This window comes from Janthinobacterium sp. TB1-E2 (assembly GCF_036885605.1).
GTDB lineage: Bacteria > Pseudomonadota > Gammaproteobacteria > Burkholderiales > Burkholderiaceae_D > Janthinobacterium > Janthinobacterium aestuarii.
On sequence record NZ_CP142523.1, the window covers coordinates 4,558,264 to 4,584,337 of the forward strand.

A 26,074-nucleotide genomic window follows, 5' to 3' on the forward strand; every position below is an offset into this window, starting at 1 on the left:
TGCCCGCCACCGCCCAGCTAACCTTGAACCACCCATACCAGAGCCAGAAGCCATGAGCCAACCTCAAAATCCCGACCAGACCGACGTCACGGCGCCCGACGCTGTGCTGCCCGCCCCGCCGCCCGTGCGCCACGCCGAACTGAAGGCGGCCATCCTGCTCGTCTTCATGTTCGTGCTGGTGGTCGGCTCCGTCGTCTACCTGATGTATGCGCGCGGCGCCTTCGAAGCCACGCAGACCCTGGTGCTGACGGCCGACGATTCCGACGGCGTCGGCGTGGGCGCCGACCTGACCTTTTCCGGCTTTCCCATCGGCCGCGTGCAGCGCATCGAGCTGGCGCCGGACGGCCGCGCGCGCGTCATCATCGACGTGCCGCGCAAAGACGCGCACTGGCTGCGCACCAGCTCCATCTTCACCCTGGAACGGGGCATCGTCGGCGGCGCCAAACTGCGCGCCTACAGCGGCATCCTGACGGACCCGCCGCTGCCCGACGACGCCACGCGCGACTTGCTGGTGGGCGACATGGCGGCGGAAATCCCCCGCCTGCTGGCCGCCGCCAAGGACTTGCTGAACAACCTGGGCAACCTGACGGGCACCGATTCCGCGCTCGACGGCACCATGCGCAACGTGCAGGCCGTCACCGGCAAGCTCAGCGGTCCGGGCGGCGCCATGGGCTTGCTGACGGGCGACGACAAGCAGTCGCGCCTGCTGATCGAACGGGCCAATGCCCTGCTGATCACGGCGGACCAGCTGGCGCGCCGCACGGATGGCCTGGTGGCCAATGCCGACACGCGCGTCTTCGGCGACAAGGGCGTGATGACGGATGCGCAGGCGACCATCGTGCAGCTGAACGCCCTGCTGGCCGACACGCGCAACAGCCTGAAAAAAGTCGACGCCGTGCTGGTCGAAGCGCAAGCCGTGGGCGCCAACGCCAAGGCGGCCACCGCCGACCTGGGCCCGCTGCGCGCCGACGTGGAAAGCAATCTGCGCAAGGTCGAGCAGCTGGTCAATGAAATCAACCGCAAATGGCCGTTCAAGCGCAATCCGGAGATCAAACTGCCATGAGAAAACTCAACGCCACCTTGTCCGCACTGGCCCTGACCACGCTCGCCGCCTGCTCCAGCGGCCCGCCCGTGCCGGACTGGAAAATGAATGCGCAAAGTTCCGTCGAACGGTTTCAAGCCGCATATTTGAATGGCAACGCCCTGGTCGAGCAGACGGAATTCCGGCGCGCCCGCAGCCAGGTCGCCGGCACGGGCAAGCTCGAACTCGTGGCGCGCATCGAACTGCTGCGCTGCGCCGCGCGCGTGGCCAGCCTGGCCTTCGAGGACTGCGCCGGCTTTGACGCCCTGCAGGCCGACGCGACAGACGCCGACCGCGCGTATGCGGCCTACCTCGCAGGCAAGGCGCAGGCGGCCGACGCCGCCCTGCTGCCGGAAGCGCAGCGGGCGGCCGCCAGCGCCAGCTCGGATACGGCCGCCGCCAGCGCCGTGGCCGCCATCAAGGACCCGCTGTCGCAGCTGGTGGCGGCCGGCGTGCTGCTGCGCTCGGGCCGCGCCACGCCGGAGCTGCTCGATACGGCCGTGGCCACCGCCTCGGACCAGGGCTGGCGCCGTCCGCTGCTGGCCTGGCTGGGCGTGCAGCGCCTGCGCGCCGAACAGGCGGGCGATACGCAAGCGGCGCAGCAGATCGCGCGGCGCATGGCGATCGTCGAGCAGCCGCTGGCCCCTTGAGCGCGCCGATGACGGCCCAAGGCAGGCAGAATCAGGCATAATCGAGCCAGGATGACATCAATGCCGTGCAGGCCGCGAGGTGTGACAATGCAGTTCGAGGATTTCGACCTTTCCACTCCCGATACCGGGCGGCATGCCGGGGCGGCGCCTGACGCCGACACGCCGGCCGCCACGGCCGTGCGCCTGCAATACCTGCTCGACAATACACCCTCCATCATCTATTGCACCGTGCCCAGCGGCGACTTCAAGATGACGTTCGTCAGCAACAATGCCCTCAATGTCCTGGGCTACCAGCCCGAGGAGATGGTGGCCGACCCCAACTTCTGGTTCGACCACATCCACCCCGACGATGCGCCCGGCATTTTTTCCAGCCTGGCGCAGATCTTCGTCGAAGGCGCGCGCGCCTATGAATACCGCTTCCGCGTGCACGACGGCAGCTACCTGTGGATGCACGACAGCCTGCGCCTCGTGCGCGACGAACACGGCGTGCCGTTCGAGGTGATCGGCTCGCTGACCGATATCACGGAACGCAAGCGCATGGAAGCGATGCTGCAGGCGCGCGGCGAAGAGCAGCAACTACTGATCAGCAAGTTGCAGGAAGCGCACGACCAGCTGCTGCAATCGGAAAAGATGGCGTCCATCGGCCAGCTGGCGGCCGGCATCGCGCATGAAATCAATAACCCGATCGGCTTCGTCAACTCCAACATGAGTTCGCTGCAAGGCTATGTCGGCACCCTGTTCGGCGTGATCGGCCAGTACGAGGAGGCGATGCGCGAAACGCCCGATGGCCCGGCCCTGGCCGCGCGCGTGGCCCAGGTGCGCGACCAGGCCGACCTCGCCTTCCTGCAGGACGACATGGTGGACCTGGTGCGCGAATCGATGGATGGCCTCAAACGCGTGCGCGACATCGTGCAGGCGCTGAAGGATTTTTCCCATGTGGGCGAGACGGACTGGCAAGTGGCCAGCCTGCACGCGGGCCTGGACAGCACCCTGAATATCGTCGCCAACGAATTGAAATACAAGGCGCGCATCGAGAAACACTACGGCGAGCTGCCGCAGATACTGTGCCTGGCCTCGCAGCTGAACCAGGTGTTCATGAACCTGCTTGTCAACGCGGGCCAGGCCATCAGCAGCGATGGCGTGATCAGCATCCGCACCGGCCACGCCGGCGACTGGGTGTGGGTGGAGATCGGTGACACGGGCGCCGGCATCGCGCCCGAGCACCTGAACCGCATCTTCGAACCGTTCTTCACCACCAAGGCCGTGGGCAGCGGCACGGGCCTGGGCCTGTCGCTGTCGTACGGCATCGTCAACAAGCACGGCGGACGTATCGAGGTAGCCTCGGAAGTGGGCCGTGGCACGCGCTTTACCGTGCACCTGCCCGTCACGCCGCCGGCGGCCCCGCCAGCGCCCTAGCCTTCCCGCCCTAGCCTTCCTTGACGGGCGCGTACACGCGGATGCTCAGACGCCCGCCATTCTTGCCTTCGAAATCGAGCAGCTGGGAAATCACGCGGGCCGTCAGCACGTGTTCGGCCGCCAGCAGCATCAGGCCATCGCGGCTGATCAGGTCGCGCGACAGCACCATGCCCGGCTCCAGCTGGCCCGACAGCACGGTCAGGTCGCGCGCCGGCGGCTCCGTTTCATCCATGATGCTGCGGAAAGCGGCCACGACGGCCGGGTCGTAGCGCTTGCCGACGCTGTCGTAGATCAGGGTCCGCGCTTCCTCGGCGCGCAGGCTGCGCTGCACCATGGCGCCGATCTGCAAGCCATCGTAGTCCGACGCCAGCGCCAGGATGCGCGCGCCCATCGGAATGGCCAGGCCCACCAGGCCATCGGGGAAGCCGCCGCCGTCGAAGCGCTCGAGCTGCGAGCGCAGGATCACGGAAACGGCGCGCAGCTCGTCGAGCGCCATCAGCAATTGCTCGGCGCGCAGCGGATGCTTGCGGAAGGCGGCCAGCTGCTCGCCCGTCCAGGCGCTGGCCGGCAGTTCCAGCACGTCGTCGCTCAAGCTGAGCTTGCCGATATCCTTGAGCAGGGCCGCGATGAACACGTCGCGCGCCTCCTGCCCTTCCAGACCCAGCGCCAGCGCCAGCTTGCGCGACAGCTCGGCCACCCGCCGCGCATGGCCGGCCAGCTTGCCGCCGCGCATTTCGATCAGGTTGGAAAACACCTTGATGGTCGTCACGAACGTCGCCTTCAGGCGTTCATTGGCCGCCTGCACCTCGTCGTGCGACTGTTTCAGCTGCTGCGTGCGCGTGGCCACCTTCGCTTCCAGGCTGGCGTTGAGCGCCTGCAGCTCCACGTTCTGGCTGGCCGTCAGCGCTTCGAGGCGCAGTTTTTCCTGCTCCAGCGCGCGCCGTTCCAGCGCGTGGCGCACCACCAGCACGATATCGTTCTCGTCCCAGGGCTTGGTCACGTAGCGGTAGATCTCGCCCTGGTTGATGGCGTCGAGGATGGACTGGATGTCGGCATAGCCGGTCAGCAGCAAGCGTATGGTGCCGGGCCAGCGCTGGCGCACCTGGGCCAGGAATTGCGCGCCATCCATGTGCGGCATGCGCATGTCGGAGATGACCAGGTCCACCGTCTCGCTCTCGAGCAGGGCCAGGCCGGCCGCGCCGCCATCGGCCGTCAGCACGCGGTAGCCGTGCGGACGGAACAGCCGCCGCAGCGACGACAGGATATTCGGTTCGTCGTCGACGCACAGGATGGTGGGCGGCGTGGCCGCGGTGCTGGCGCTGGTACTGATGCTCATGCTCATGCTGTCCTGTTCGGTCATGGTGCGACGGCCTGCGCCTGGCGCACGGGCAAAGTGATGCGGAAGGTGGTGCCGCTGCCGATGATGCTGCGCACGTCGATGCGGCCGTGATGCTTTTGTACCGTCGTGTAGGCCAGCGACAGGCCCAGCCCCGTGCCCTTGCCGACGGCCTTGGTGGTAAAGAACGGATCGAAGATGCGCGACAGGTGTTCGGGCGCGATGCCGCCGCCCGTGTCCTCGACCTCGATCCACACTTCCGTCGCGTTGTCGCTGCCCGTGCGCAGGGTGATGCGTCCGCGCTCCTCGTTCATGGCGTGAGCGGCGTTGACGACCAGGTTCATGATCACCTGGTTCAGCTCGGAAGGCTGGCATTCGATGTCAGGAATGTCGCCATACTCGCGCACCACGTCGGCCTTGTACTTGACCTCGTTATTCACGATATTGAGCGTGGTATCGATGCCCTGGCGCAGGTCGGCCCAGACCCACTCCTGGTGCGCATCCGTGCGCGAAAAATCCTTCAGGTCCTGCACGATGCGGCGCACGCGCGAAATGCCTTCCTTCGACTCGCCCATCAGCATGGGAATGTCGGTACGCAGGAAGTCCAGGTCGATCTGTTCGCGCAGCGCCCGCAGGCGCGCCGCCACCACGGCGTCGGCGACGGCCGGCTCGGCTTCCTCATAGGCGTCGAGCATGCTGAACAGGTCATCCAGATAGCCTTCCAGGGTGCCGACATTGGAAAACACATAGCCAATGGGATTGTTGATCTCGTGCGCCACGCCGGCGGCCAGCTGGCCGATCGAAGCCAGTTTTTCCGACTGCAGCAGCTTTTGCTGGGCCAGCGACAGCTTGCTGTTCAATTCCGTCAGGGCCAGGTTACGCTCGCGCAATTCCAGGTCGGCGATCTGGCGCTGGCGGATATCGTCGGCCAGGCGTTCGTTCATTTCGGCCAGCTGGGCAGTGCGCTCGGCCACCAGGTGTTCCAGGTTGTCGTGCGCCTTGCGCAGCGCCAGTTCCGCCAGGCGCCGCTCGCTCACGTCGCGCAGGGTTTCGATGGCGCCCACCAGCCGGCCCTGGCGGTCGCGCAGGGGCGCCGCCGTGAAATGCAGCCAGTGGCCGTCAGGGCCGATATCGGGAAAGAAATCCTCGGCCTCAAAGGCGCCTGGGATCACGGAAGAGCGCTTCAGCTTGCCAAGGTAGCGGTCATTTTCACCGAGCGCGATGTCGTCGGCCACCAGCAGGTCGGCCAGGCAGGCGCGCGGCTGCCGATAAAACGCCTTCCAGTGGTCGCGCGTGCCGACCATCTCGGCGGCCGTAAAGCCCAGCAGCTGTTCGCAGGCGCTGTTCCAGTGCGTCACCACGTGCTCCGTGTCGATGGCGAAAGTGGCCACGGGATGGCCGTCGAAAAAGGCCGATAGCGCGATGGTGTCGCCCTGGCGGCGTTCCGGCGTGGCGGGCAGCGCCTGCCCTGCGTCTGTTTCCATGGCCTCTTTCTTGTTCATGCCAGCATGATCCGCGACATTTCATCGAAGGTGTGTTCCGTTTGCCCCAGCAGCGCCAGCCAGGCCTGCTCGTCCAGCGCGACGCTGCGCCAGCCCGCCGGCGACAGGGGCGGCACCAGCGCATCGTCGACGCCGGCCAAGTCGAGCGCCAGGGCGACGGCATTGGCCAGGTGCACGGCCAGCGGCAAGCCGCCCGCTTCCAGCCGGTCGATGCTGTGGTGGTCGGCCACCGCCTGCTGTATCGCCTCGGGAAACTTCCAGTAGGCGGCCAGGGCGCTGCCCACCTGCGCGTGATCGATGCCGATGACGGCCAGTTCCGCATCGGCCATCTGGCAGTCATGCGCCTGGCGGTAGCTGCGCACAAGCGCATGCTCGGCCGGGAAGCGCGTCACCAGCACCAGGGTGCCCAGGTCGTGCAGCAGGCCTGCCGTGAACGCCGTTTCGGGATTGACGCGCAAGTGCGGCGCCAGCAGGCGCGCGGCGATCGCCGTGGCCAGCGAGTGGCGCCAGAACGCCTGGAAATCGAAGCCGCCGCTGACGGGCGCGAAGCTGCCCGTCAGGGCGCAGGCCGTGACGACGGTGCGGATGCTGTGAAAGCCCAGCACGGAAACGGCTTGCGGGATGCTGGTGACCTTCGATTGCATGCCGTAGAACGAGGAATTGGCGATGCGCAGGGTCTTTGCCGCCAGGCCCTGGTCCAGCTCGATCTTTTGTGCCAGCACGTGCACGTCCGTGTCGTCCTGGTCCATGCTCGACAGCAGCTCCAGCACCACCACGGGCAGCGAAGGCAGTTCCTGTATCTGGCGGATGATATGTTCAAAACTGAGCCGTGTCATGTGGCGCCCCCTTGCCGGTAGCGCTGCAGCAGTGCCAGCAGTTCGGCCCCGGCGGAATCGGGCGGCGTGGCGCGGAACAGCACGGCCAGCCGTTCCAGGCGGCGCAAGCGTTCCTGCTCGGCATGCGCCTGCGCGGCGGGGTCAAGCACCTCGTCCATGACGACGCGGCAGCTCTCCACATTGCGCCTGCGCAAGGCCGTCAGGTTCGCCGCCGTCAGGGTGGCCCCCTGTGCCAGCAGCACGGTGCCGCTGGCATCGCTCAGCGCCTGCGCCAGCACCATGCCTTCCTGCGCCTGTTCCATGGAAATCTCGCGTCCGCCTTCACTCATGTGCCCTCCCCATGGCGGCTCAAGGTGACGAGGCTGCCGCGCGAGCGCGAATGCAGGCCCATCGGATGGACGGCCACGGCATACGGCTGGCCATCGATGGCGGCCAGGCGGGGCGCGCCCTGCCCGTCGAACAGCTGCGGCAAGACGATCGCCGCCTCGTTGCCCAGCAGGGCCGCGCCCCGTTCGAACAGGTTGGCCGCCGCCGCGTTGATGAAGGCGATCATGCCGTCTTCATCGAGCCCGATCACGGGCAGCGGCAAAAATTGCAGCAATTCGCGCGCGATGCCCAGGCTGACTTCGTCGCGGCTGATCTGGTGCTGCTGCTGGCGCACCAGCGCCTGCATGGCCGCATTCGCCGCCGCCAGCGCCTGGTTGGCCTCGCGCAGCTGCGCATTGAGGCGCACATTGTCGTCGTCGATACCCTTCAGGCGGAAGGCTTCGGCGATATGCTCGCGCAGCTGATGGTCTTCCCAGGGTTTGGTGAGGAATTTGAAAATGGCGCCCTCGTTGACGGCGTCCGTGACGGCTTGCAATTCCGTATAGCCCGACAGCATGATGCGTATGGTTTGCGGACACAGCAGCTTGGCCTTGCGCAGGAAGTCGGCGCCCAGCATGCCGGGCATGCGCTGATCCGACACGATCACGTCGACCGTATGGCTGGCCAATACGTCCAGCCCTTCCTGGCCGCCGTTGGCCGTCAGGATATGGTAGCCATCGCGCCGCAGCAGCCGCTTGAGGGAAGCGAGGATATTCGGCTCGTCATCGACCAGCAGCAAGGTGCGCGGCGGGGCCACGGCCTGCTGCCCGGCATCCACCGCCAGCGCCGCAGTACCCGGCATGCCATGCTCGTCGTGCACATCCATCGGACCATCCTCTCATCGCCATGGCGAAATCGGAGCTTGCCTGGAGGGGGAATCTGCCGCACGTGACAGTCTTGCGAGTCTTGCGCGGCAGCCAGCTTGCGTTGAAATTATACGACTAAATATTCCCGTATGACACTAATCCGGCACTTATCCGCGCCGCGCCGGACAAGGCGTGTCGCGGTAAAACACAAAGCCGCCCAGGCCGATGGCCTTGGTATCGGCGTTCACGCCATACACCAGCGTGCTCTTGTCCGCCTCAATGCGCAACAGGTTCATATGTTGGACGATTTGCGCGTGCGACAGTTCCAGCGATGGCGTCGGCGCCAGTTGCAAACGCAGTTCGGACGCGGCGCCATCGTACGCCCAGCGGCCCGGGTTGAAAAAGGCGAAACCGCCATCGAAACGCAGGCTGCCATCCTTGAACTGGGTCAGGCAAATGCCGGGAAATTCGCTGGGCGGGTTGTACCAGGTGGCGGCCACGGCGGCATCGGCAGGCGTCTTGCCCGGCATCTGCATGCTGGCTGTGCCATTGTTTCCGCCCAAGCCGGCGCAACCGGCCAGCGCCAGCGCGCAAGCCAGAGCGCCCGCGCGCGTGATGAATATCATGTGCATTGCCGTCCCCTTGCTTTATAGAAACATCATCTTAAAGCGGGACGGCCAGCCGTTCAAGCGGCTAGCGCACATAAGGGGAATTTAGTTGCCCTCGGCCGCCTTGGCAGCCGCTTCGCGCAATTTGTCCTTCTTGCTCTTGCGCGCGCCCTTCACGCCGCCGTTCACCGTGTCCGTAACGGGATTCACGGGCGCGGGCAATTCCGTCGGCTCGAAACCGGCCACCACTTCGCGCACGATGCGCAAGTCGTTGCGGTTTTCGATCAGGCGGAAATGCGCTTCCGTGTCGGCCGTCACGAAGCTGATGGCCGTGCCGCTTTCGCCGGCGCGGCCCGTGCGGCCGATGCGGTGCGTGTAGTCGACGGCCGAACGGGGCAAGTCATAGTTGACGACGGCCGGCAAGCCGGCGATGTCGATGCCGCGCGCCGCCACGTCGGTGGCCACCAGCACCTGCAAACGGCAGGCCTTGAAGTCGGCCAGCAGCTGGCTGCGCGTGCCCTGGCTGAATTCACCGTGGAAAGCGCCCACGTGCAGGCCCGCGCGCTGCAGCTTGTCGGCCACGTGCTCGGCCGCGTACTTGGTGGCGACGAACACCAGCACGCGCTCCCACTGCTGCTGCAGGATCAGGTAGCGCAGCAGCTGCGTGCGGCGTGGCACGTCGACCGTGATGGCGCGCTGCACGATGTCGGGCTTGTCCTGCGGTTCGGACGCCACCTCGATGCGCACGGGCTCCTTGAGCAGGCTGTCGGCCAGCGCCTGCACGCTGTCGGGGAAGGTGGCCGAGAAGAACAGGTTTTGCCGCTGCTTGGGCAGCAGCGCGAGGATGGCGTTGATCTCCTCGCTGAAACCCATGTCGAGCAGGCGGTCGGCCTCGTCGAGCACGCACAGCGACACGCCGCCGAGTTTCACGGCATTCTGGCGCACCAGATCGAGCAAACGGCCCGGCGTGGCGACGACGATATCGGCGCCGCCACGCAAGTCCATCATCTGCGGATTGATCGACACGCCGCCGAACAGCACGGAAATCTTCAGTTTGATCGGCAGCGGCTTGGCCAGCGCGTGCACGGTCTGCCCCACCTGCGCCGCCAGCTCGCGCGTGGGCACGAGGATCAGCGCGCGCACCTGGCGCGGACCGGAAACGGGCGCCATCAGCGCCTGCAGCAGCGGCAGCGCGTAGGCGGCCGTCTTGCCGGAACCCGTCTGGGCCGCGCCCAGCACGTCGCTGCCGCGCAGGATGGCGGGAATGGCGGCCGCCTGGATGGCCGTCGGCGCGGCATAGCCGGCCTTGTCAACGGCGCGGACCAGGGCGGGAATCAGACCCAGTGAGGAAAATGGCATAGCGGGCCTTCTTTATTCGTAAAGTGAGACCGGCCGCGAAAGGCGGCCGGTCGGATATGGCGACAGTATAAGGCAGACAGCTATTGCTTGGGCATTTGCAGCTTCGGATAACCCGCTTCATCGTAGCCCGGCATGCCGCGGCGGATCGTGTGCGAAAAATCCGCATCGTCGTTGGCCGCCCGCGCGCGCGCCGTGACGTGGCCCCCATCGCGCAGCTGCTGGAAACTCAGGCCGGGCACCAGGCCCTGCACGTCGAACAAGTAGCGGTCCAGGTAGCCCGAGGCCATCAGCCGGTAGTCGAGCGGCAGGCCCGGCACGATGCGGCGCACCATCTCGAAGACGATGGTGGTGCAGTTGGCCGTCAGGGTATTGTAGAACTGCGGCTTGGCCTTCAGCGATTGCGCCTCGTCCAGGTAGGCGAGGAACAGCGAGCGCATGGCCGTTTTGGGCATCATGACGCGGTACAGATGCATGTCCTCGCCGCGCGCATTCGTGCGCACGCGCAGGATGTCGCGCTCGTCGGCGGCGATCAGGCTCATCTCGAAATGCTTGAAGAAGCCGCCGATGGCGGAAAAGCTCTCGCCCTTCTCCTTGCGGATCTCGATGGAGAACGTCAAAAAGCGCCCGTCCGCAAAGCCGAACGAGATCAGCGTATGCGCGATGTAGGGTCCCGTCCAGTACGACAGCGCCGTATCCACCGTGCGCAGTTCGTCGAGGTCGTAGCTGCGCTGCTCCCACTTGACCGTGTAGTCGTCATCGCTGCGCCAGTCGAAATTGCGCACATTGTCCAGGGTGACGAGATTGCCCTTGACCGTACCCGTGACGTTGCGCGCCACGTCGTCGGCCCACACCCTTTCCTGCTTCGGCGTGATGAAACTCCACCACACGAGCAGCAGGATAAAACCGGCCGCATACGGCAGCAGCACGCGCATGTCGCCGCGCATCCACCACAGCGCGATGCTGGCCACGCCCAGCGCAACCCACAGCAAGGCGCCGATGCCTTGCGCCGCCGTGCCGCCGGATAGCTGGTACCACAGCGCCAGCGCGCCCCACAATGCAGTCAACAGGATAATCAGGGAAACGGCCATTTTGCCGAGGGTGGCCAGCACGGAGCGGGCACGCAGTGATAAGAAAGTCATGCCCCGATTATAAGGGCAAGCTCAGGAACAGGTGAGTTCAGGCAAGTTTCGCTGCAACAGGAGGCTGCAGTAAAAGCATTGCTTGCCTGCCAATTTATTTCATGAGAGCATGTTGCCAAATAAAATGTATAGACAAGGCTGCCTGTCACGGCAGCGATACCTTGCCATCCCAGGAGACACCTTGCAGCCCCCTTCCCTCTACGCCCTCGCCGGCAGCCTCAATTCCCTTTTCATCGTCGTCAGCCTGTTTGGCTTGTGGTCGCAGCTGCAAAAAATCTGGCAGCGCAAGCGCGATGCCGGCATCGGCGCCGGCAAGACGACGGACATCCTGTCCATCAACCAGTTCACCGTCAGCTTCCTCGCGTATTGCGCCTTCTTCGTGTACGGCTATTCGATCACGCCATTCAACCACTACATCGTCTGGCCCCGTTTGATCGCCTCGCTGATCGCATTGGGCATCCTGTATGAAATCGACCGCGACCGCCGCAGCCGGGCATCGCGCAATGCGCTGCTGGCCTGCGCGCTGCTACTGGGCGCGGGTGTGGCGGGATTGCTATTCGGCCCCACCTTCACCGATGAAAAGCGCGTGATCTCGCAAAGCCTGATCGTCGCCGTCACCGTGCTGCTGGCGCAGGGCTATGCGCACCAGATCGGCCTGATCTGGCGCTCGGGCAGGACGGGCGCCGTGTCCCTGAAAATGAGCCAGTTCATCCTGGCGATGGATGCCAGCACCATCTTCTTTGCCTGCGTCATGGGCCTGTCGACGGGCTGGCCCTTGCTGCTGCTGGCCAGCGTGAGCGCCACGACCAAGCTTGCCATCATGTGGCTGTTCCGCTGGGGAAGACCAGTTCCGCCGCACACATGAAACGGCAGGCGCCGGCCTGAGCCTACTGCCCGCTCAGCGCACGCATTTCCGCATACAGGTTCGCCTTGCCCTCGAAGCCGATGCCGACCAGGTCCGGCATGGTGATGTGGCCGTTTTCGACCTTGACGCCATCGGGAAAACCGCCGAAGGGCTGGAACAGATCGGGATACGATTCATTGCCGCCCAGACCCAGGCCGGCCGCGATATTCAGGGACATCTGGTGGCCGCCGTGCGGGATGCAGCGGCTGCGCGACCAGCCGTGCTGGTGCAGCATGTCCAGCGTGCGCAGGTATTCCACCAGGCCGTAGCTGAGGGCGCAATCGAACTGCAGCCAGTCGCGGTCGGCGCGCATGCCGCCATAGCGGATCAGGTTACGCGCATCCTGCATGGAAAACAGGTTTTCGCCCGTCGCCATCGGCTTGTCGTAATAGCTGCGCAGGGTCGATTGCAGCTCGAAGTCGAGCGGGTCGCCCGCCTCTTCATACCAGAACAGATCGTACTGGCGCAGCGCCTTGGCGTAGGCGATCGACGTATCGAGGTCGAAGCGGCCGTTCGCATCTACGCACAGCTTTTGCCCGTCCTGCAGCACCTCCATGATGGCGTCGATGCGGCGCAAGTCCTCGTCGAGCGAAGCGCCGCCGATCTTCTTCTTGACCACCGTGTAGCCGCGGTCGATATAGCTGCGCATCTCGTCCTGCAGGGCGGACAGGCTCTGGCCCGGGTAGTAATAACCGCCCGCCGCATACACGAAGACTTTTTTATCGGGCACGCCCGTGCCGTGGCGCTCGGCCAGCAGCTGGAACAAGGGCTTGTTCTCGATCTTCGCCACGGCGTCCCAGATGGCCATGTCGATGGTGCCGATGGCCACCGAACGCTCGCCATGGCCGCCCGGCTTTTCATTTGTATACATGCAATCCCACACCTTGTGCGGATCAAGGTTGCTGCCGTCATCCGTGACGAGCGAGGCAGGATCGGCGTCGAGGATGCGGGGAATGAAGCGCTCGCGCATCAGCATGCCCTGGCCGTAGCGGCCGTTCGAATTGAAGCCGTAGCCGACGACGGGCTTGCCGTCGCGTATCACGTCCGTGACGACGGCTACCAGGCTCAGGGTCATCTTGCTGAAATCGATGTAGGCGTTGCGGATGGGGGAAGAGATGGGAATGGTCTTTTCGCGGATTTCAACGATTTTCATGCGGGTCTCCTGTGGGTGAAAACAATGACGCCAGCTTAACCGCGATAGTCAGTCGTATAATCGATATTAATTTAAACCATTCTTCACTTGAAGTTAATAATGAAAAGCGACGCCACGACGGAAATGGCCTTCTTTGTACTGCTGGCCAAGCTGGGCAGCCTGTCGGCCACGGCGCGCGAGCTGGGCATCACGCCACCCGCCGTCAGCAAGCGATTGGCGCTGATGGAACAGCGCCTGGGCGTGCGGCTGCTAAACCGCAGCACGCGGCGCATCAGCCTGACGGGCGATGGCGAAAGCTATCTGCAACAGGCGCGGCAGATTCTCGACGATATCCGCGCCATGGAAGAGTCCCTGGCCAGCGGCAGCGCGGAACCGAAAGGCTTGTTGCGCGTAAATGCCACCCTGGGTTTCGGCCGCACGGTGATCGCGCCATTGCTGTCGCAATTCGCGCTGCGCCACCCGCAGCTGGAAGTGCAGCTGCAACTGACGGACAGCCCCATCAACCTGGTCGAGCAGGCCTACGACCTGGGCATCCGCTTCGGCGACTTGCCCGACACGCGTTTGTCGGCACGGCGCATCATGTCGAACCGGCGCTTCCTGTGCGCTTCGCCCGCCTACCTGCAGGCGCACGGCACGCCGCAAACGCCGGACGACCTGGCGCGGCACCGCTGCATCGTGCACCGGCAAAACGACGACGCCTACGGCATCTGGCGCTTGAGCCGTGGCCGCGCCACCCACACGGTCAAGGTGCGCGGCACGGTGGCCAGCAACGATGGCGACGTGGTGCTCGGCTGGGCGCTGGACGGCCACGGCATCCTGCTGCGCTCGGAATGGGACCTGGCCCGCTACCTCGACAGCGGCCGCCTGCGCGTGGTGCTGGAAGACTATGCGCTGGCGCCGGCCGACCTGTACGCCTACTACCCGAGCCGCCACCAGCTGCCCGCCAAAGTGCGCGCTTTTATCAATTTTCTCATCGAGCAGTTGCAGCCGGACTCGGCCAATACGGGGAAATAGGGTTACACTACAATATTGCGATATGGCAATAATATGAAGGAGTAGGTTTTGCTAGTCATACTCGGATTTCTCGTCGTGCTGTTTTCCGTCTTCGGCGGTTTCGCCATGCAGGGCGGTCACCTGGGCGCCCTGTTCCAGCCGCTGGAACTGCTGATGATCGGCGGCGCCGCGCTGGGCACCTTCTTTGTCGGCAATGACGCCAAGGCCATCCGCGCCACGTTCGCCGCCCTGCCCACCCTGTTCCACGGCTCGCAATACACGAAGGCGCGCTATATGGAACTGATGGGGCTGATGTATGAAATCCTCAGCAAGATCCGCAAGGAAGGCTTGATGTCGGTCGAGGACGATATCGACGACCCGTACCGCAGTCCCATTTTCATCAAATACCCGTACACGCTCGGCGACGAGCACATCCTGGAATTCATCACCGATTATTTGCGCCTGATGGTGTCGGGCAATATGGATGCTTACCAGATCGAAAACCTGATGGATAACGAGATCGAAACGCACCATGAAGATGCAGAAATGCCGATCCAGACGATTTCGCAGCTGGCCGACGCCATGCCCGCCTTCGGCATCGTGGCCGCCGTCATGGGCGTCGTGCACACAATGGCGTCCGTCGGCCTGCCGCCGGCCGAGCTGGGCGTGCTGATCGCGCAGGCGCTCGTCGGCACCTTCATCGGCATCTTGCTGGCCTACGGTTTTATCGCGCCCCTGGCCAGCTTGCTGCGCCGCAAGCACCATGAAACGGCGAAGATGTACCAGTGCGTGAAAGTGACCCTGCTGGCCAGCCTGAACGGCTATGCGCCGGCGCTGGCCGTGGAATTCGGCCGCAAGGTCATTTCCGCCACGGAACGCCCGTCGTTCAGCGAACTGGAAAACCACGTGCGTCAGGTGCGCACGAAGAACTGATTCCAGCGGTTCGCATCAGGCTTCCGGCGCCGTCCAGACCAGGTTCCACAGGTGGCCATCGATATCCTCGAAGCCCTGGTCATACATGAAGCCATGGTCCTCGGGCGGATGCGGTATGCGGCCACCGGCGGCCTGGGCCTTGGCGATCAGGCTATCCACCTCTTCCCGGCTTTCGCAACTGAGGCAAATGACGACTTCATTGGTTTCCCTGGCATTCGCCAGCGGCTTGTCAATCAGCGACTGGAAGAACGGTTCCGTCGTCAGCATGGCCTGGATGCTGCCTTCGACGATATTCATGAATGCCGCGTTCTCGCCGCTGAAGCGGGGATCGAAGGTAAAGCCGAGGGCGGAAAAGAAGGCCTTGGACTTATCCAGGTCCTTCACGGGCAGGTTGAGAATGATCTGTTTGTGCATGGCGCTTCCTTGCTCACACGTTGACGAAAAAATCATCCCTCCAGAATACCAATAAAAACTAAAGGAAGGCGCGGGCAAGGCTGGAGCGCGCGCCTGCCACCGCGCGCAGGCGTTCTTCAAGGTAGGCGCTCACGCGCGGATGCTGACTGAAGGCGACGTTGAAGCGGATATGCTGGTCGGGCGTGTCATTGGCCGAGAACGCGGCGCCGCGCATCAGCAGGATCTTGTTGCGGTAGGCGTCCTGCACCAGCAAGTCCACGTCTAGCCCTTCGGGCATGCTGCCCCACAGGAAAATGCCTGCGTCGCCGGGCTGCTCGAACAGCACTCCGGCCGCGCTCAGCTGCCGCGTGCTGGCGTTGCGCGCCACCATGATCTTGCGTTGCAGCCGCTCCAGGTGCTTGCGCAGATTGCCGGCCTTGAGCACTTCCAGCAGCACGTATTCGTTCAGCGCAGGCAAGGTCATGATGGCGTGGATCTTGGTGCGCATCAGCAGCTTGAGCAGCGCCGGCGCCGCAGCCAGATAGCCCATGCGCAGGGCCGGGCTCAGCGCCTTGCACAGGCTCGAATAGTAGATCACGCCGTCCAGTCCGGACAGCGATGCCAGCCGCGTGCTGTGCCCCTGCTGGAAATGGCCGTGCACGTCGTCTTCGGCGATCAGGCAGCCGTACTGCTGCGCCATGATCAGCACCTTGTGCAGGTTGGCGGCGCTGCTGCTCCAGCCGGTGGGGTTGTGCAAAGCCGTCTGCATGAACAGCAGGCGCGGACGGTGCGCGCGGCAGGCCGCGTCCAGTTCGTCCAGGTCGAGGCCATCGGGGCGGCGCTTGATGGGCACCAGGCGCACGCCGTCCTGGCGCAGCCTGCCGAACATCAGGAAGTATCCGGGGTCTTCCACCAGCACCGTATCGCCGGGCTGCAGAAACGTGCGGCAGATCAGATCGATGGCATGGGTGCCGCCGAAAGTGGTGAGGATGTGGCTGGCGTCCGCGGCGATGCCGATGCCGCGCAACAGCAGCGCGATCTGCTCGCGCAGTTCGGCCAGCCCCTGCGGCGGACAGCGCGAAGCCATGCCGGCCGCGCTGCGCGCCAGGCCACGCTGCACGGCGGCGGCCGGCAGCGCATCCTGCAGCCAGGTGGGCGGCAAGGCGCCGCTGCTGGCCAGCAGCACGCCCGGCCGCTGGTCGTTCACTTGCTGGCTCAGCCAGACTGGCTCTTGCTCCTGGCCCGCTTCCAGCGCCACCTCGTCGGGAACGGCGCGGCCGGCGTCAGCGGGTGCGCAGACGAAAAAACCCGTCGTGCCGTGCGTATCGATGACGCCTGCGGCCACCAGCCTGTCATACGCCACCACCACGGTGTTGGTGCTCACCGCGAGCTGCGTGGCAAGCTGGCGGATCGACGGCAGCCTCGTCCCGCCAGGCAGGACGCGTTGCGCGATCTGCTGGCGCAATGCGGCCTCGATCTGCTTGAACAGGGCGATGGGCGAGGAGCGGTCGATGGCGAACATGGTGGCAGTCTAGCGTAAAAACGTCAGGGCGAGGACCAGCAGGATGGCGCCCATCGCCAGATTGAATATGCGCTGGTTGCGGGGCGCTTTCAGCACGCTGCGGATCGAGACGCCGAACAGCGCCCACATGGCGTTGCACGGCATGCCCACCACGGTGCCGATCACGGACACGAGCAGCGCGCTGGCGAGCATATTGCCCTGCGCAGGCATGAAGACGGACGCCATGGTGATCGCCTTGAGCCAGCTCTTCGGGTTCAGCGCCTGAAACAGCGCCGCCTGCGCAAACGACACGGCCTTCGGTGCGCCGGCCCCCGCCACCGAGGCGCCGGCAAGCTTCCAGGCCAAAAACATCAAGTACAGCGCGCCCGCGATCCGCAACACCTGCTGCGCCATCGGATACGCGACGAACACGCTGCCCAGCCCAACGCACATGAGCATGGTCTGCACGAAGATGCCGGCCTGGATGCCGAGGATCACCGGCAGCGCACCGCGATAGCCGAAATTGGCGCCGGTGGTGGCCAGCATGACGTTGTTCGGTCCGGGCGTGGCGGACATCACAAAGCAATAGCTCATCAGGGGCAGCAGTTCGGTCATGGCAGGCAGTCGCAGCGTGGAGAAGGCCCCAGTCTAGAATCCCAGCACGGCGGGGACAAGGCACAAGGCGCCGCATACAAGCACATGCTGTATCAGTCGAACGACTGCTACAGCGGACAGGCCGCTCCGCACGGATCAACTACAGAAACGTCGTTTCATCTGTTACCGCTGCAAGCTGTTCGTGCATGTCACCCCTCTCCGCCCGTACGGCGGGGGATGACCAGCTCTTGCTTGAGCGCGGCAAGAGTCTCTGTTGGGCAGGAGATAAACAGGCCAGACCCGATCTCGTCGTTGGACCAAGCAGCAACGAGATCGCACACCAGGAATCTGGCAAGCCTCATAGGCCCTGCCATGCCCAATCGCGTTCTCATCTGCCAAGCACTATGGATCAGCACTTAGCTACCGGTGGCGCTTTGCCCCAATGGCACCGTCCGATTCCGCCCCGTTGCTGCCATTCACGTTGTCTAAAGTTTTAGATCAGCGCCATATTGAAACCTTGGAATGATGGGCAGGTTAATCGCGCCCAAAGCGCAACACTCGCTGTAGTGGTCAACCCATCCTGGACACTGCGTTAAGTTTTTCTTCGGCGACGGCCGGTGCCAATCCGTGATTAAACTGATGTGGCCGTATCCAGTTATACCGGTGCATCAGGTAATGGCTGATGTCCCGTTGTGCTTCCTGTGCCGTCATGTAACCAGTTGACGGCAGCCATTCAGTTTTGAAGCTGCGGAACAGCCGTTCCATCGGGGAGTTATCCCAACAATTTCCCCGACGGCTCATACTCTGTCGTATCCGATAGCGCCACAAGCGCTGACGGAATTTTCGACTGGCGTACTGGCTGCCTTGATCCGAATGAAACAGCAGGCCCTGCGGTCGACCTCGCTGCTCGTAAGCCATTTCCAGCGCTTGCACAACAAGGTCGGCGTCGGGCCGTAGCGAGAATGCCCAGCCCACCGCTCGGCGAGCGAACAAATCCAACACCACTGCCAAGTAATACCATCGGCCTTGCGCCCAGACATAGGTGATGTCTCCGCACCAGGCCTGATTTGGCGCCTCGACTGTGAATTCACGATTGAGGTGGTTCGGAATATCGACCCGCTCCACCGTAGCCTGCTTATAGGCATGGCTGCCAGGCTGTTTGCAGACCAGCCCTAGCTCTTCCATCAAACGACTGACTTTGAAGCGGCCAATTGCCGTGCCTTCCTCGCGCATCATGCCCATGATGCTGCGGCTTCCCGCCGAACTGCGACTCTCGACGAACAGCTCGTGCACGCGGCTACGCAATGCCATGCGCTCAACATCAATGTGCCGGGCGCGCTCCCGATGCGCGTACAGGCATGACCGCGCTACGTCGAACACCGCGCAGATCAACTCGATTGATTCGTTACCACAAATCTGATCGATTACCTCGTACGTTCTATCCCTTCCGACATCAAGAGCGCGGTAGCCTTTTTTAAAATGGACTTCTCCCGCTCGAGACGCTCAATGCGCGCTTCGAGTTCCTGTATTCGCTGCTGATCAGGCGTCATTGCCTTACTCTGTGGCGTGATGCCTTGCCGTTCCAACTGAAGCTGCTGCACCCAGCGGCGCAGCACTGATTCGCCGATGCCGACCGAACGGCTTGCCTCCGTATGGCTATATCCTTGATCCAGTACCAGGCATGCCGCCTGCTGTTTGAACTCAGGGGAAAACGTACGTCTTTGCTTGCTCATCAAACACCTCTCCATGGCGAGCATTCTCGCCTAAATTAGTGTCCGGGTACATTAAACCACTACAAAGTCTTTGGAATTTAGCAGGATCGGCTTAAGCGTCACTCGACTCTCAAGGATGTCAATGCTTGCCGCCAAGTTTTCCGGATCAACATCTGTGATTACGGCAGAAAGTATCTTTGATGTTATGCCCGTACTGAGCGACAGCGGGCGTTCGTAGTCCGTGGTCGAAACTGGCACATTGCCAGAGTTAACGAACTTGACGATCAGCAGGCAAATGTCTCGCGCTGGATGACCGTCATAGAGAACTTGCAATCGACCTTCAAGCTCTTCCCTAACTGTCAACAATTGGTTCTTTGAGATTACTTCGTAGGAAAGAGTCTTCCGTTGACGTTGCAGCCAAAAGACGAGGAATGTAGCGGCCAAGGCGGCTACCGCAAGCACGACACCTACGAACTGCCAAGCTGGGTCGCGGAAAAATTCTAGCATCTTGATCCCAAGTGATTAATTATGTTGCCGTTTAGATTGGTTCAAATCCAAAGGAATGAAACCAGCTGCATGGCCGCTTCTGGCCGATACTGGTAACTGTCATGAAGCCTTACCTTCCTTGTCTTGTTCTTCTTCTACTTCCATTAACGCTTTCTTAGCATTCTCACGTGCCTTCACCTTCTCCTCCTCTGTTGGCCGATCATCAGGTTTAACCGTTGGAGCGACCGATTTAAGTGCTGTCATATGCAGACGGCCCAAGATTCCACTACAGGCCGCAGTGAAGTGGGACCGTGGCCGCGACTCTTTGGACTGATAAGAGAACCCCAAGTTACGGCAACGATCAGCAATTGACTGTGTGTCAAAGGAAATTAAGTTCGCATCATGCGCGAATTCATTTCGAATCTTCCTGATAGTTTCGAGATCCCCCCGACATTCGGCTGAAATTTTTCCTAAGTAAAACGCCATTTTGATGCGTGACGAAAACGTCGCAAGGGGAGAATTGCCTTCGAAGAGTTCACTGTCGATTTTCTTGCTGTTAACTAAAGAGAGGAACAGTAGATCGGATAGCGCTTTGTCCAGATAGGCAGACGCAAAAAGAGCACATCCACGATCCGACTCGTTCGTCAAAGCACGCCTGAACGCGGCAAATTCAGCAAACTGCCTCATGAGAAATTCTTTGGTAGCTTCTGACATGTGACTCCTGACGTAAAATGCTAAATATCGCAAATTGGCAATATATTTTGAACAATCTCGGCGAAATATACTTCGTGATTAGGGGACAGTTTGGACCGCGAACAGCTCATTGTTCGGACAAACGCCACGCGGGCCACGTTCGGCAGCTATTGGCCGATTGTACTCGTTCACTAAGCATCCGCCGCGTAGCTGAAATCGGGTTGGCCATTGATAACATGGTCGCGCCAGCCGTGGTCCCAGTTCACTTCGCCGCGCAGCGCCTAACAAGTTCATCTCGATGCTCGAAGAAACGCATGTTTTTCATCGCAAAGGTAGTTCCACACTTTGTACACAAACAAGCCTTTGCCTCGGTAAAGGTACTCTCCTCGCCAACCGCACCGCATTCCTGACATAGCCAAACCCATGGGAATTTCTCGGAAAGAGGTAACGTGCAAAGGGCGATGAACTGCTGCGCGACCATGCGTATGCAGTCATCGGATTTCTTAAGGTCCAATGCGCCATTGAAGCAAATGTAATCTGATCTTCTTCTTTCTATCGGCTCAAGGTCACGTGAAAGGTCTATCCAAATCCAATGAATATACGGTTCATTGTGATCGTCTGCGAGAGTCAGCATTTCAATCAAGCAGTCCCACGGTTGCGTAATACCACGCAACATTCGCTCGCATAAGCTGCTTGAATATGCGCAAAGAGCGACGTACCATTCACTCTGCAATTCGAGCCCCAAGTCGCCTACGCATGACAGAAATAACCGTTCAACTTGATCAGGATCGATATAGGCATCCCAGCGGTAGGCCACCAACTCCCAAATACTGGGGACATCACAACCTCCTTCAAGCAATTCATTTGCCCAATCAACATAGGCGTCAGCTTTTAGCTGCCGATCATCAATTCTTCTAAAAGCTAGTTCCGCGAAATCCACTTATGCTCCTTGCAGGGTTTCGGTCTCCGTGGCTAGGTGCTCGGGTCAGCTAACCACTGTCTGCAACTGGCCGAAAACGGCACTTCAATAATAATCATGCAAGTAATTCCGTTCAGAACTCATTTGCTACGCACAAGTCTGCAGGTAACGAACTAGGCGAAAGCTCAAGCAGTGCCGGTGGGATAAATTCAATATTGCTCGCCGTATCTTGGTCTAGGCAAGAGTAATCAACCAGAAAATGAGCAACGTGGCTAAGATAATGGATGACGAGATTCCGGTATGGCTCACTTACTCGAGCATGAGTGACTGCCAAAAGCGCATCGTATGACCTCTTCAGAAAGATTGGAATCACGGAGTAGTTCTTGCTCAAGAATAGAGCCGTAACTTGGTTCACATAGCACACTAACCCATAAGTCGGACTAGCCATGCGGTAGCATTGGTCTGGCACCAAACTCGGCGCATTGATGTATTCCTGGAAGCGTTTGATCTCACTGCGTGCTTCCTTGGCACCTTCATTCAAATTACCCACGTCATATCCCTTTAAGCGCATATGCGTCAATGTCTGCTGCTGCCCGATAACGGACGGAGTCGCTCAGCCCACGAAGTGATTGCTTTCATGGCAAGCAATCGGTTTTGTTCAGCGCGGCAAATCCTTTCTTCTGCCATTTACGGCGTCGGCTCCGCCTCATCCGGGCAGGCGACCTCATCCTCTGGCGTATATAAGGTCATCGGCACGCGCTGGCCGTCGATTTCCAGTTCGCGCACTTTCGGCGGCACCAGCTGGAATTCGCCCGCCTGCAATTTCTCGCGCAGGGGTTTGCAGCGCAGGGCATCGGTGGGGATTTGTCCGCGCGCGGTCCAGCTGCCGTCTTCCTTTTCCGCCAGCAGCACCGACGAGGCCCGCGGGTCGTTGCTGATCAGCAGCACGTCCTGCTTGCCATCGCCATCGAAATCGAGCAGATACGCGTCGCACTGCGGCCCTGCCCGCTTCAAACAGGCGGGCAGGCGCCAGGCCGGGCCGACCTGCGTCCAGTCCTGACGCAGGAAACTCTCCGGCAACTTCGCCGTGGCCGGGCGCAGGGTCAGGTTGATCGACACGTCGCTGAGAGCGCCCGTCTCGTCGAGGCGGTTCTGGCGCTTGAGCATGGCGTCGGCGCGGGCCCGCACGATGGCCGCGTCCGGGCCCGCCGTGCGCGTCTTGAGTTCCTGCAAGGCCGCCTGGCCATAGCGGGCGCCCTGGAAGCGCAGGTATTCGAAATCGAACTTGTCCACGTCTATCTTACCGCTGTTCAGGCGCGCCATCTGGCTGGCCACGGAAATGCGCGCCGGGTCGGCCAGCGGCGAGAACAGCGCGAACAGCGCCAGCAGGGTAACAAAGGCGGTGGCCACGTTGACGTTGGCGATCAGGTGCAGCCAGTCGCCATACTTGCTGGCCGCCCAGGCGTAACCGGCGGCGTAGCAGGTGGCGATCAAGAGGCAGGCGGCAGCGATCAGGCGGTCGGAAGTCCAGCCATGCGACATCACGCGCAAGGTCAGCGCATAGATGGCGATGCCCACCACCCACGGCAACAGCAGACAGGCCAGACGTGTGCCCAGGCGGATGCCGCGCGCCACGCCATGGCCCACTTCGCCATTCTGGAAGGCGGCATTGATCAGCACCACCAGCACGCCGGCCATGCCCAGCAGCACGGACGCCGCATGGCGCGTGGCCCACAGGCGCTCGAAGCCGATGAAAGGCAAGGTCAGCAGGAAACCGGAGACGAGCACGGCGGCGATAGGCATCAGCCACGACAGCAGCACCAGCAGCAAGGTGCGGATGCCGCGCACGATGGAGGGGCGCACGTCCGTGATGTGGATGGCGAACGAAAACGCGAAGCAGATGACGGGAATCACGAACCAGGCCTGGCCCAGCAGTTTTTTCAGGAAACTCAGCTTGATCAGCAGGAACAGCTGCCCGCCCAGCCACAGCACCAGCCACAGGCCCAGCACGAACAGCAGGGAAAACAGCAGCTGGATGCCGAGCTTCCAGGCGATTTCAAAGTAGGTGGGATAGCGGGCGATGCGCTGGCCATCCTGGGCGCTGGCCAGCACCAGCGCGTGGGCGATATAAAAACCGACGACACAGAAACCGAACAGCTGCGCGGAAATGACGCGCAGCGGTGCGCCCGGCTTATAGTTGCCCCAGATCACATGCTCGGCGCCGCGCGCCACGTCATGCCAGGCCAGCACGGCCATCACGACGGCGGCGCCCGCCATCCACAGGCCGATGCGCTTGACCGACATATGGCCGAGGCTGGAAACCAGCAGGATGGGCAGCAGCAGGCTGATCAGCATCAGCGGCGCCAGCAGATAGGCTTCCGTGGCGGGCCACACTTTGTCTTGCGCCGTGCTGTACAGCCAGTACAGCAGCAAGCCTTGCAGCAGGCCCGCCACCAGGCGCGTCACCGCGATGCGCGGCGCCACCACCGGATCGAGCAACGCCATGTTTTTTCCAGCGGCATCCTGCTGCATAATTATTTCCTTAATAGTCGTTTATTGCTGTAAAGCACGGCCATTATTGCATTTCGTTATCGCCATCTCAACAACGATTCGTGCGCGCACCCTGCCGGCGCGCCCTCGCTGCGGCGCAATGGCAAGCTTTGCGCGAGGCCCCAGGCCAGTTCAGGCACGAAGAACAGCCACAGCAGGGGCTGGCCCGTCGTGAACAGCGCCCACGCCATCCAGGTGGAAAACAGGTAGCGCGCTGCCGCGTCATAGCGGCCGAAGCGCGGCTGCGGGTCCAGCATGCGCAGCACGGACCAGACCATCACCACGCTGCCAAACAAGCTGCTGATGAGCAGATGAAACGGTCCGAAGACGGGCAGCGGCAGGCCGCCCAGGCTCACGTTGATGGCGCTCAAGTGCTCGTGCAGCAGCAAAAACGTCCACGGCGTGGCAAACGGGGCCGTCATGAGCACATCATAAATGGCGCTGGCGCGCACCACGCGGCGGAAAGCGGAAACGGACAACATGGGAACTCCTGTGTATGGAAAGCGCCCATGATCAGGGTTGGAGTACACTCCATGGTCAAGCATTTTATGAAAGAAAAATCACCATGCAGATCGGCGAGATGGCGCAGGCGACGGGCTTGAGCCGCGATACCCTGCGCTTTTATGAAAAGCGGGGCTTGCTGCGCGCACGGCGCGGCGCGAATGGCTACCGCGACTACCCGCCCGAGGCGGCCGACTGGCTGCGCTACCTGCGCACGGCGCAGCAGCTGGGCTTTACCCTGGCCGAAATCGAGGCCGACATGCCGCTGCTGGCGGCCGCCGGCGATCCCGCCACGGCGGACCTGCTGCGCGCGGCGCTGGCGCGCAAGCTGGGTGAAATCGATGCGCGCATCGCCGGATTGACGCAGTTGCGCGGCGAACTGGTGCTGCGTATGGGGCCGGCAGCGGCAGCGTGTCCGTTGCGGGGAGATGCCGATGCCAGTCACTAAACTCGCTACACTGCTGCCGTGGCTATTCCTGCTGGGCGCTGGCGGCGCGCAGGGTGCCGGGCTGGCCTGTGGCGACTTCCTGTCCCAGCTGGGCCAGAAACCCGCCTACATCGTCTACCTGGGTTGCCAGCAAAACACGGAACGCCAGGACCAGCCGTTCGAAGCCCGCTACGCAGTGGACGGCAAGCATGCCCGGCAGGCGGAAGCATATCTGCGGCGCGCGTATGGCTTGGCCAAGCTCAAGCGCTATTGCTGCGCCTGGGACAGCACGCCCCACTCCTGGCGCGACCGCCGCACCGGCTACGGCTATGTGCTGCTGATGGCCACGGGCGAAACGCTGGTCAGGACGCGCGCAGACTGGCCGCGGATCGAGCGCTTTGTCGTGCAGGTGGACGGCTACGCACAAGACCCTTGACGTAAAAAAACCGCCTGTGCATGGCAGCAGGCGGTTTGATCTCGGACAAAATCAGACTTACTTGGCGGCCTTGCGGCGGCGCAGGAAACCCATCAGGCCCAGGCCCGCCAGCAGCATGGCGTAGGTTTCCGGTTCCGGTACGGCGGCCATCACGGCCACGTTGTCGATCACGGCGCCCGAGTAATTGTCGAACGGCGTGCCGGCCTGGGCGGCGCTGGCAAACGACAGGGTCGCCAGGCCGCTGGAAGCAGCCGTGAAGCTCAAGGTGTTGCTGTACAAGGTGTTCGAGGCGGCAGCCGTCGAGTAGAAATTACCTGCCACGCCACCAAAATTGACGGCCACGCCCTGGCCGGCAGGGCCGCCGGAATTGCGCGCCATGTCAAAGCTCAGGTTGTACGTCTGGCCGGCAACGACGTTGAAACTTTGCGACAGGAAACCAGGACCAGGCGTGCCCAGCATGTCGATGCTGTAGCCGTCGATAGCGTTATAGGCATTGCGGATCAGGTCGACCGAGGAAGCGCCCACCGTCCAGCCGCCGATGGCCGAGGAACCGCCATTGACAACATGATAGCCACTGGAAAAGGTATAGCCGGGCGCGACCGATTCAAAATCGCCATTCGTGATCAGGTTGACGGGGCTGGCGCTGGCGGTGCCGGCGGCGAACAGGGCAACAACTGCTGCGATGGTGGCGATTTTCATGATCTGATTTCCTTGCCTTATAGGCATTAAAGTTTCCTTAAGTGAAATCATATCTCAGCCATGATAAAAATCAAAGAACTT

The 26,074-nt window shown here is 62.4% G+C and carries 27 protein-coding genes; 8 read left to right on the top strand and 19 right to left on the bottom strand.

All coding sequences use genetic code 11. From position 1 onward, the window contains the following. Window positions 1-52 precede the first annotated feature (52 nt). From OPV09_RS20480 to OPV09_RS20490, 3 genes are all read left to right on the top strand, one after another. The gene (locus tag OPV09_RS20480) at window positions 53-1,063 is read left to right on the top strand and encodes an MlaD family protein (protein ID WP_034749726.1); all 1,011 of its coding nucleotides are present in this window, start codon (window positions 53-55) and stop codon (window positions 1,061-1,063) included. Then, window positions 1,060-1,731, top strand: a complete 672-nt coding sequence (locus tag OPV09_RS20485) for a hypothetical protein (protein WP_338679237.1) — start codon at window positions 1,060-1,062, stop codon at window positions 1,729-1,731. The genes OPV09_RS20480 and OPV09_RS20485 overlap by 4 nt, the downstream gene beginning before the upstream one ends. Window positions 1,732-1,818: 87 nt before the next feature. Continuing rightward, a complete protein-coding gene (locus tag OPV09_RS20490; RefSeq protein WP_338679238.1) occupies window positions 1,819-3,147 on the top strand; it encodes an ATP-binding protein in 1,329 nt (442 codons plus the stop codon). A gap of 10 nt (window positions 3,148-3,157) precedes the next feature. On the opposite strand, the gene OPV09_RS20495 is transcribed toward OPV09_RS20490, so the two are convergent. The 8 genes from OPV09_RS20495 to OPV09_RS20530 form a co-directional block, all read right to left on the bottom strand. Next, window positions 3,158-4,483 carry an HD domain-containing phosphohydrolase gene (locus OPV09_RS20495; RefSeq protein ID WP_338679239.1) on the bottom strand — a complete coding sequence of 442 codons (1,326 nt, stop codon included), beginning with the start codon at window positions 4,481-4,483 and terminating at the stop codon, window positions 3,158-3,160. Between the two features lie 20 nt (window positions 4,484-4,503). Continuing rightward, complete coding sequence (locus OPV09_RS20500; RefSeq protein WP_219327337.1) at window positions 4,504-5,967, bottom strand: ATP-binding protein; 1,464 nt, start codon at window positions 5,965-5,967, stop codon at window positions 4,504-4,506. 14 nt (window positions 5,968-5,981) lie between these two features. Continuing rightward, entirely contained in the window at window positions 5,982-6,821 is an 840-nt protein-coding gene (locus tag OPV09_RS20505; RefSeq protein WP_034749734.1) for an HDOD domain-containing protein, read from the bottom strand. Next, a complete protein-coding gene (locus OPV09_RS20510) occupies window positions 6,818-7,150 on the bottom strand; it encodes a hypothetical protein (RefSeq protein WP_331777935.1) in 333 nt (110 codons plus the stop codon). The genes OPV09_RS20505 and OPV09_RS20510 overlap by 4 nt, the downstream gene beginning before the upstream one ends. Next, window positions 7,147-8,013: a response regulator gene (locus OPV09_RS20515; RefSeq protein ID WP_051991018.1), complete on the bottom strand. Its 867-nt coding sequence runs from the start codon at window positions 8,011-8,013 to the stop codon at window positions 7,147-7,149. Before OPV09_RS20515 ends, OPV09_RS20510 begins: the two co-directional genes overlap by 4 nt. A 147-nt stretch (window positions 8,014-8,160) precedes the next feature. After that, on the bottom strand, window positions 8,161-8,625 hold the full coding sequence (locus OPV09_RS20520; RefSeq protein WP_338679240.1) for a hypothetical protein: 465 nt from the start codon (window positions 8,623-8,625) through the stop codon (window positions 8,161-8,163). A gap of 81 nt (window positions 8,626-8,706) precedes the next feature. After that, window positions 8,707-9,960 carry a DEAD/DEAH box helicase gene (locus tag OPV09_RS20525; protein ID WP_219327339.1) on the bottom strand — a complete coding sequence of 418 codons (1,254 nt, stop codon included), beginning with the start codon at window positions 9,958-9,960 and terminating at the stop codon, window positions 8,707-8,709. Window positions 9,961-10,040: 80 nt separating this feature from the next. Continuing rightward, a complete protein-coding gene (locus tag OPV09_RS20530; protein ID WP_338679241.1) occupies window positions 10,041-11,099 on the bottom strand; it encodes a DUF4105 domain-containing protein in 1,059 nt (352 codons plus the stop codon). A 181-nt stretch (window positions 11,100-11,280) separates the two neighbouring features. On the opposite strand from OPV09_RS20530, the gene OPV09_RS20535 reads away from it, so the two are divergent. Then, window positions 11,281-11,964: a hypothetical protein gene (locus OPV09_RS20535; protein WP_338679242.1), complete on the top strand. Its 684-nt coding sequence runs from the start codon at window positions 11,281-11,283 to the stop codon at window positions 11,962-11,964. 22 nt (window positions 11,965-11,986) lie between these two features. Here OPV09_RS20535 and OPV09_RS20540 read toward each other — a convergent pair whose 3' ends face one another. Continuing rightward, entirely contained in the window at window positions 11,987-13,156 is a 1,170-nt protein-coding gene (locus tag OPV09_RS20540; RefSeq protein ID WP_338679243.1) for a mandelate racemase/muconate lactonizing enzyme family protein, read from the bottom strand. Between the two features lie 99 nt (window positions 13,157-13,255). Here OPV09_RS20540 and OPV09_RS20545 point away from each other — a divergent pair, with 99 nt between their 5' ends. Continuing rightward, a complete protein-coding gene (locus OPV09_RS20545; RefSeq protein ID WP_070302068.1) occupies window positions 13,256-14,170 on the top strand; it encodes a LysR family transcriptional regulator in 915 nt (304 codons plus the stop codon). Between the two features lie 48 nt (window positions 14,171-14,218). Then, window positions 14,219-15,082: a flagellar motor stator protein MotA gene (motA, locus tag OPV09_RS20550; protein WP_034749759.1), complete on the top strand. Its 864-nt coding sequence runs from the start codon at window positions 14,219-14,221 to the stop codon at window positions 15,080-15,082. 15 nt (window positions 15,083-15,097) lie between these two features. On the opposite strand, the gene OPV09_RS20555 is transcribed toward motA, so the two are convergent. The 9 genes from OPV09_RS20555 to OPV09_RS20595 all read right to left on the bottom strand — a co-directional run bounded on the left by OPV09_RS20555 (window position 15,098) and on the right by OPV09_RS20595 (window position 24,412). Beyond that, window positions 15,098-15,496 (bottom strand): VOC family protein, encoded by a 399-nt coding sequence (locus tag OPV09_RS20555; RefSeq protein ID WP_034749762.1) that lies wholly within the window; start codon window positions 15,494-15,496, stop codon window positions 15,098-15,100. Between the two features lie 58 nt (window positions 15,497-15,554). Further along, the gene (locus tag OPV09_RS20560; RefSeq protein ID WP_338679244.1) at window positions 15,555-16,997 is read right to left on the bottom strand and encodes a PLP-dependent aminotransferase family protein; all 1,443 of its coding nucleotides are present in this window, start codon (window positions 16,995-16,997) and stop codon (window positions 15,555-15,557) included. A gap of 9 nt (window positions 16,998-17,006) precedes the next feature. After that, window positions 17,007-17,591, bottom strand: a complete 585-nt coding sequence (locus OPV09_RS20565; RefSeq protein WP_338679245.1) for a LysE family translocator — start codon at window positions 17,589-17,591, stop codon at window positions 17,007-17,009. 549 nt (window positions 17,592-18,140) lie between these two features. Next, a protein-coding gene (locus tag OPV09_RS20570) for an IS3 family transposase (protein ID WP_338682225.1) occupies window positions 18,141-19,303 on the bottom strand; the annotation gives its coding sequence in 2 pieces (ribosomal slippage) (window positions 18,141-19,048 and window positions 19,048-19,303; 1,164 coding nt in all). 51 nt (window positions 19,304-19,354) lie between these two features. Continuing rightward, the gene (locus OPV09_RS20575) at window positions 19,355-19,789 is read right to left on the bottom strand and encodes a hypothetical protein (protein WP_338679246.1); all 435 of its coding nucleotides are present in this window, start codon (window positions 19,787-19,789) and stop codon (window positions 19,355-19,357) included. 99 nt (window positions 19,790-19,888) lie between these two features. Next, entirely contained in the window at window positions 19,889-20,482 is a 594-nt protein-coding gene (locus OPV09_RS20580) for an MltR family transcriptional regulator (RefSeq protein ID WP_338679247.1), read from the bottom strand. A gap of 241 nt (window positions 20,483-20,723) precedes the next feature. Next, on the bottom strand, window positions 20,724-21,401 hold the full coding sequence (locus tag OPV09_RS20585) for a hypothetical protein (RefSeq protein WP_338679248.1): 678 nt from the start codon (window positions 21,399-21,401) through the stop codon (window positions 20,724-20,726). A 666-nt stretch (window positions 21,402-22,067) separates the two neighbouring features. After that, a complete protein-coding gene (locus OPV09_RS20590) occupies window positions 22,068-23,912 on the bottom strand; it encodes a DUF4153 domain-containing protein (RefSeq protein WP_338679249.1) in 1,845 nt (614 codons plus the stop codon). A gap of 56 nt (window positions 23,913-23,968) precedes the next feature. Further along, entirely contained in the window at window positions 23,969-24,412 is a 444-nt protein-coding gene (locus OPV09_RS20595; protein ID WP_338679250.1) for a hypothetical protein, read from the bottom strand. Window positions 24,413-24,495: 83 nt separating this feature from the next. Here OPV09_RS20595 and OPV09_RS20600 point away from each other — a divergent pair, with 83 nt between their 5' ends. Together OPV09_RS20600 and OPV09_RS20605 are read left to right on the top strand one after the other, a co-directional pair. Beyond that, complete coding sequence (locus OPV09_RS20600) at window positions 24,496-24,879, top strand: MerR family transcriptional regulator (protein ID WP_070302076.1); 384 nt, start codon at window positions 24,496-24,498, stop codon at window positions 24,877-24,879. Further along, window positions 24,866-25,294, top strand: a complete 429-nt coding sequence (locus tag OPV09_RS20605; protein WP_338679251.1) for a DUF4952 domain-containing protein — start codon at window positions 24,866-24,868, stop codon at window positions 25,292-25,294. Before OPV09_RS20600 ends, OPV09_RS20605 begins: the two co-directional genes overlap by 14 nt. A 57-nt stretch (window positions 25,295-25,351) precedes the next feature. Here the strand turns inward: OPV09_RS20605 and OPV09_RS20610 are convergent, their stop codons facing one another. Next, entirely contained in the window at window positions 25,352-25,993 is a 642-nt protein-coding gene (locus tag OPV09_RS20610; RefSeq protein ID WP_254671511.1) for a choice-of-anchor C family PEP-CTERM protein, read from the bottom strand. Between the last annotated feature and the right edge of the window lie 81 nt (window positions 25,994-26,074).

Bases quoted from the DNA above. Each gene is read 5' to 3' on its own strand.
- OPV09_RS20480 (WP_034749726.1), top strand. From the start codon at position 53: ATGAGCCAACCTCAAAATCCCGACCAGACCGACGTCACGGCGCCCGAC.
- OPV09_RS20485 (WP_338679237.1), top strand. From the start codon at position 1,060: ATGAGAAAACTCAACGCCACCTTGTCCGCACTGGCCCTGACCACGCTC.
- OPV09_RS20490 (WP_338679238.1), top strand. From the start codon at position 1,819: ATGCAGTTCGAGGATTTCGACCTTTCCACTCCCGATACCGGGCGGCAT.
- OPV09_RS20495 (WP_338679239.1), bottom strand. From the start codon at position 4,483: ATGAGCATCAGTACCAGCGCCAGCACCGCGGCCACGCCGCCCACCATC.
- OPV09_RS20500 (WP_219327337.1), bottom strand. From the start codon at position 5,967: ATGGAAACAGACGCAGGGCAGGCGCTGCCCGCCACGCCGGAACGCCGC.
- OPV09_RS20505 (WP_034749734.1), bottom strand. From the start codon at position 6,821: ATGACACGGCTCAGTTTTGAACATATCATCCGCCAGATACAGGAACTG.
- OPV09_RS20510 (WP_331777935.1), bottom strand. From the start codon at position 7,150: ATGAGTGAAGGCGGACGCGAGATTTCCATGGAACAGGCGCAGGAAGGC.
- OPV09_RS20515 (WP_051991018.1), bottom strand. From the start codon at position 8,013: ATGGATGTGCACGACGAGCATGGCATGCCGGGTACTGCGGCGCTGGCG.
- OPV09_RS20520 (WP_338679240.1), bottom strand. From the start codon at position 8,625: ATGCACATGATATTCATCACGCGCGCGGGCGCTCTGGCTTGCGCGCTG.
- OPV09_RS20525 (WP_219327339.1), bottom strand. From the start codon at position 9,960: ATGCCATTTTCCTCACTGGGTCTGATTCCCGCCCTGGTCCGCGCCGTT.
- OPV09_RS20530 (WP_338679241.1), bottom strand. From the start codon at position 11,099: ATGACTTTCTTATCACTGCGTGCCCGCTCCGTGCTGGCCACCCTCGGC.
- OPV09_RS20540 (WP_338679243.1), bottom strand. From the start codon at position 13,156: ATGAAAATCGTTGAAATCCGCGAAAAGACCATTCCCATCTCTTCCCCC.
- OPV09_RS20545 (WP_070302068.1), top strand. From the start codon at position 13,256: ATGAAAAGCGACGCCACGACGGAAATGGCCTTCTTTGTACTGCTGGCC.
- OPV09_RS20555 (WP_034749762.1), bottom strand. From the start codon at position 15,496: ATGCACAAACAGATCATTCTCAACCTGCCCGTGAAGGACCTGGATAAG.
- OPV09_RS20560 (WP_338679244.1), bottom strand. From the start codon at position 16,997: ATGTTCGCCATCGACCGCTCCTCGCCCATCGCCCTGTTCAAGCAGATC.
- OPV09_RS20565 (WP_338679245.1), bottom strand. From the start codon at position 17,591: ATGACCGAACTGCTGCCCCTGATGAGCTATTGCTTTGTGATGTCCGCC.
- OPV09_RS20575 (WP_338679246.1), bottom strand. From the start codon at position 19,789: ATGCTAGAATTTTTCCGCGACCCAGCTTGGCAGTTCGTAGGTGTCGTG.
- OPV09_RS20580 (WP_338679247.1), bottom strand. From the start codon at position 20,482: ATGTCAGAAGCTACCAAAGAATTTCTCATGAGGCAGTTTGCTGAATTT.
- OPV09_RS20590 (WP_338679249.1), bottom strand. From the start codon at position 23,912: ATGCAGCAGGATGCCGCTGGAAAAAACATGGCGTTGCTCGATCCGGTG.
- OPV09_RS20595 (WP_338679250.1), bottom strand. From the start codon at position 24,412: ATGTTGTCCGTTTCCGCTTTCCGCCGCGTGGTGCGCGCCAGCGCCATT.
- OPV09_RS20600 (WP_070302076.1), top strand. From the start codon at position 24,496: ATGCAGATCGGCGAGATGGCGCAGGCGACGGGCTTGAGCCGCGATACC.
- OPV09_RS20605 (WP_338679251.1), top strand. From the start codon at position 24,866: ATGCCAGTCACTAAACTCGCTACACTGCTGCCGTGGCTATTCCTGCTG.
- OPV09_RS20610 (WP_254671511.1), bottom strand. From the start codon at position 25,993: ATGAAAATCGCCACCATCGCAGCAGTTGTTGCCCTGTTCGCCGCCGGC.